Below are 5833 nucleotides of genomic sequence, written 5' to 3'. Positions count from 1 at the left end.
AGTGTGGTATGTATTTATATCATGAAAAAATTGATTTGTGTGATAAAAATTTGCAATGGCATATAGATAAAAGTATAAAAAATAACTTATTTCTTGTAAATGAAGAAGATTGCATTTTTCATATTATTGACAATTATCAAGATAAAAAAATGTATTACCAAATGGGAACAATATATCAAAACTATACAAATGAAATATTGCAAAAACAAGCTAGTCTAAGCCCTGGCGAGTATGAACTAAATATAAAATTAGAAATTTTAAATAATAATAATTTGCAAATACATTTATATTTTTTCATCTATGATGAGACAAAAAAATTAATAAATAGAACTTATAACTTACTATATAGCGGTAATAATATTATTAGTATAAAAGCACCACTACATACTACCTCTTTTAGAATATTTTTTGGTTTTAATGGAGCTGGAACAGTAAGATGCAAAAAATGTATTTTAAGAACGCCAATTAAAAATGAAGAGGATTTGTATCCTTATTTTAAAATGATGAAAAATACAAATCAAAAGCTTATAGATGAACTTAAAAAAGCATATATCACTCAAATAAATTTGGAAAATTCATATGAGTATAAGTTAGGTAGCGCAGTTAAAAATATTTTTAAGTCACCAATTAAAGCTTTAGGCATGCTTATAAAGGTAAATGCCGCAAGAAGAAAAGGTAATAAACTATCAAAAACACGCCAAGAAAAACAAAATAGATTATTACAATACGCCGACGATTTTAATAAATTTTCATACGCAAAGCAATCTATATCTTATCCTGATTTTAAGCCTAAAAAGATACCGGAATCATTTAAGCTTAATTTAAATATTGGCGTAATAATGGACACTTTCTCATATGAATGCTTTAGATATGAAGCAAATTTGATAAGACTAAGTAGAAATAACTACAAAAGTGAAATTTTAGAAAATAATATACAAATCATCATTTTAGAATCGTGCTGGGGAGATAATGTAGACTGGAAATTTGCTATGAGTAGCAGTGAGAACAATGATAAAAAAATAGATTTATATGCTTTAATAGACTATGCAAAAAAGCAAAAAATAAAAGTGGTGTTTTTAAATAAAGAAGACCCAATTAATTTTAATAAATTTATAAATATAGCAAAAAAATGCGATTATATTTTCACAAGTGATGAAAATTGTATAGATAAATATAAAGATATGGTTTCTTCTCATACTAATATTTATCCAATAATGTTTGCGGCTGCCCCTTTAATTCATAATCCTATTAGAGATAAAAAACTACAAATATATGATGTTTGCTTTGCAGGATCATGGTATGATGGAGATTCGTTTAAAGAGCGAAATAAAGACATACAAATGCTATTTGATGCAGCAATAAATTTTAATTTTCATATCTTTGATAGAATGCACAATAGCAAAGAAAATACTACCAACCGCATATTTCCGCAAAAATATCATAAATTTATCGTTGGTAATTTAGACTATCCAAAAATGCTAAACGCATATAGGCAATATAGAGTATTTTTAAATGTGAATAGCGTTACAGACTCAAATACAATGTTTTCAAGGAGAATTTTTGAGCTATTAGCGTGTAAAACTTCAATAATATCTTCTAAATCAAGCGGTTTGCAAAAGCATTTTTCCGGTTTTATTGATATCGTAAATACTAGTCAAGAAGCACAAAAAGCTATCCAAAATAAAATCGAGACAAATCAACAAAATGGGATAATCAAACACATTGGTATGCGTGAAATATACAAAAATCATACATATAGTAAAAGGCTTACCTATATTCTAGATAAAATAGGTGTAAAATATGAATGCAAAAAAGAACTTTTCATCTGTGTTAGTATAACTAATAGACCTAATTATATAGATAATATTATTAAAAACTATACAAATCAAATTTATAGCAATAAAAAGCTAGTTTTAGTCCTAAACTCTAATTCATTCAATATTGATAAGATAGAAAATAAATTGAAAAATTTAGATATAGATTACGAAATATTCCAGACAGATCCAAAAACATCACTAGGAACTTGTTTTAACATGGTCGTAGATAAATTTGAAGCAGATTTTTATGCAAAAATGGATGATGATGATTATTATGGACCAAATTATCTAAGCGATAGTTTAGACGCATTCAAATATAGCGGTGCAGATGTATTAGGAAAACAATCAGTATATACATATGTTGAGGCTACAAATAAGCTATATATGCGTTTTGGTGGTAACGATCACAAATACACTGATTTTGTTACTGGTGCTAGTTTAATAATCAAAAAAGATGTATTTACTCAAGTAAAATTTAAAGAGTTAAATAAAGGAGAGGATACAAATTTTCTAAAAGATGCAAAATCTAAAGGATATATTATCTTTTCTAGCGATATGTATAATTTTATTTGCACTAGGAGAAGTGATATCTCAAGCCATACTTGGCAAATCGAGCTAGATGATTATTTAAAAAATTGTCAATATGTATGTGATGGACTAAATATGGATATCGTAAATATATAATGGAGAGAAAAATGGACAAATTTGTAGTTAGTAGCAGAAATGATGGTAGTGGCGGTAGACTTATATGTTTAATTAATACTATAGCAATAGCTAATATGTTAAATATAGATTTTAGATTTTGCTGGGGCTCATATCAGGAAGTGGGGGGGGGCACATGGGGTCCAAATTTTTTTGGCGATGATAAAGTAAGGATAAATGGTATGAGTATGGGTAGCGTGAAAGATATATTTGATGAGAAGTTTATAGCTAACCACTACATAGATAAGGAGCTTGGAGAAAAACTAGGCGAGTATAATACAAGCTCCATGAGCAGCAATACATTAGATAGTCAAAATCCACTTTGCTATAGCATACATAAAGAAAATAATTTTATAAGTTTTAAAACGAATTTTTTACAAGATGAGATAAAAAAATTTGCCTTAGTTAATCAAACTAGCGATTATGCTAAGCACTTTTGTTTTGATGAAAAGCAAAGTAAAGAATATAAAAATGAGCTTAAAAATGCTTTTAATACTATAGGCTTTAATCAAAATATTAAAAATATAATCAATAAAGCAAAATCACTCGCCACCAAATACCTAGATAATGGCGGATATAGTGTTTTACATTTTAGAGCTGGAGATATAGTTCATACCTATAGTTCTATTCGCTTGTTTGGCAAAGAGGCTATATATAAAGCTACAAATCCTAGCCTAGCCCTACACATACTAAAGAACTCAAAAGATAAAATCATCCTTTGTAGTGACGACATCACCACAAGCAAAGAACTCATAAAAATAGCAAATAATCCTAATGTAATATTTGTAGATGATTTAAGAGAAACTAGAAATAATATAGAGGCTTTTTATTTTGATATTATTATAATGAGTATGGCTAAAAGGTTATTTGGCTCTTTAAATTCTCAAATGTCTAGACTGTGTGCTTTAATAAATCCTGATTTAGTAATTAAAGAAATATATGAAATTTTCTCTCTATCGGATCAGCTTCAAATCATTAAAGAAACTTTGCCAGATTTAAAAAACATACCACAATCTTGTTTGGCATTTGTATATTTTCATAAATATATACTTGAAAGTAAATTAAATTTAGGTCTTAATAGTGTTATTTTAAATTTAAATAAAGCTTTTTTATTAGATCCTTTGAATTCTAAATATAAAATTTATGAAATTAAACATCTAATACAAGATGACAAATTGGAAATGGCAGAGTATGTAGCTAGATCATCAATGATACTAGAACACAATCGTTTTATCTCAATATTACTTAAAAAATTATATTATGGTTATACTATGCAAGATTGTCATAAGATATTAATTGAAAATACAAATCTTAATTATTTGTATTTATCATATATGAGTGCTAGAATTTTATATGATGTTGGGAATATTCAATGTGCAAAATATATTACTTCAAAATTAATAAATACAAATAATTGGTATATTAATGAATTTACCAAAAAAGTTTTAGCGACTAAATCTGAGTTTGATGAAAAAGATAAAATATTAGAACAATTAATAATAAATAATAAAATTAATTAAATTAATTAAATTAATTAAAAAGGATATTAATGAAATATTTTGTAGCAAATAGAAGCGATGGAAGTGGTTCTAGAATTTTTAGTTTAGTAAATGCTATGTATTTAGCAAATAGATTTAAAAATATAGGAGATTTTAGATTTATATGGCCTAATATGACAGGATTATACAAAGAACTTGGAGAAAATTTTAGAGGCGATAACCAAGGAATCAATGTAATAGGAATGAGTATAGAAGCAAAAGAGAATATCTTTGATAAAGACTTTATAGATAAATATTTTATAACCAATAATGAGTGTAAAGAAGCAAATATATATGAAGAAATAAATGAAGATAAAATAGGTAGCAATCCTTACTCTAATAATATAATAAGAGAAAGAAAATGTAGTAATTTTCTAGAATTAGAAGAAAAAATAAAGCAAAGCGATAAAATTTTTTTTCCAGTAGGTTTAGGAGAGCTTGATTATCTATGTCAAAATGAATCGGAGTTAAAAGAATATAAAAATAGCTGTAGATATTATTTTCAACAGATAGATTTTGTACCACAGATAAAACAATATATACAAAAAGCACAAAATGACGCTTTAAATCTTGGTAGTTTTAGTGCTATTCATTTTAGAAGTGGCGATATAGTGCATTTTTATAGCCCAATTAGATTGCAAGGAAATAAATCAGTATATCATGCAACTCACGCAAGTTTAGTTTTAGAGCTAATTAAAAAATGCCTAAAAGATGGAGATAGTAAAATTATATTATTTGGCGATGATATTGGAGCTTGTAAAGAGATTATTAAAATAATAAACAATGAAAATGTGATATTTGCAGATACTCTTAGACCTATTGAAAACATATCAAACGCACAAAGCTTTTATTATGACCTTACATTAATGAGTATGGCAACAAAACTCTATGGAACGAATTCCGCTCTTGTGAGATTTTCGCGTTTACTTAATGCAGATTTAATATTTTTTAATAGCTATTCTTCGGCTGTTTTTAGCCAAAAAGAACAATATGAGCAAATTTCTAGAAATCTGCCTATTTTATCAAATTTAAATGAAGCACAGCTTGCTTTTTTGGCGTATCATCATTACTTAGCGGGTAACAATACTTCAGAATATCGATTAGCTAATAGGGGGGGGGAATTGATAAATCATCTAAAAATGGCTTTATTTTACGATCCTCATAATCACAAATATACAATCAATATGATAAAAGTTTTATTGGATAATAAAAACTATATTCAAGCAGAGGAGATTTCTAAAATATTGTTATATAAAAATGGCGAAGAAATCATAAAGCTATTGCTTGCAAAAGATTGGTTTGGGCAGTGGTTTGGTAATGTATTTGATAGCTTTATAAATAATATTGATTTAAATTTTCCATATACTTGCTATATAACTGCAAGAATAATGGAGTATAAAAATGAACCACAAAGTGCAAATGCTATTTATACTTTAATAAATGACAAAATTGTTTATCCTAATCTTAAAAAATACATCCAAAATAAACTAAGTAAAGGTTAAAAATGAATAATATCTTATGTATCCTTAGAACACAAATACTATACAATAAGGCTATTGTTAAACCGCCTAAGAGACTTAGATATGCAAACACTAGTAATAACTCAAGACGCCATAAATTTAATATAATAAATTTTTGGTTATCTTGCCATGACCTTAGTAATGTAAGCTTTGCAAATACTCAAATAGTAAATGAGGTGGTAAATATTTAGCTATGCATTATATAGTCAAATAAATAATAATACTATAAATAAAATTTCACTCATCTCTTTGATAT

The 5833-nt window shown here is 26.7% G+C and carries 4 protein-coding genes; all 4 read left to right on the top strand.

Annotated features, from left to right (window positions below; translation table 11 throughout):
- On the top strand, positions 1–2501 hold a 2501-nt coding region (locus CSUIS19072_RS08140), incomplete at its 5' end, for a glycosyltransferase family protein (protein WP_337212243.1).
- 11 nt (positions 2502–2512) lie between these two features.
- Positions 2513–4039 (top strand): hypothetical protein, encoded by a 1527-nt coding sequence (locus CSUIS19072_RS08135; RefSeq protein ID WP_086293847.1) that lies wholly within the window; start codon positions 2513–2515, stop codon positions 4037–4039.
- A 29-nt stretch (positions 4040–4068) separates the two neighbouring features.
- The gene (locus CSUIS19072_RS08130) at positions 4069–5559 is read left to right on the top strand and encodes a hypothetical protein (protein WP_086293849.1); all 1491 of its coding nucleotides are present in this window, start codon (positions 4069–4071) and stop codon (positions 5557–5559) included.
- Between the two features lie 2 nt (positions 5560–5561).
- Entirely contained in the window at positions 5562–5768 is a 207-nt protein-coding gene (locus tag CSUIS19072_RS08125; RefSeq protein WP_086237433.1) for a hypothetical protein, read from the top strand.
- Positions 5769–5833 lie beyond the last annotated feature (65 nt).

It is taken from the genome of Campylobacter sp. RM19072 (assembly GCF_024723485.1).
Lineage (GTDB): Bacteria > Campylobacterota > Campylobacteria > Campylobacterales > Campylobacteraceae > Campylobacter > Campylobacter porcelli.
Note: the sequence above shows the minus strand (reverse complement) of the source record. Positions and strands in the feature narration are given on the sequence as shown.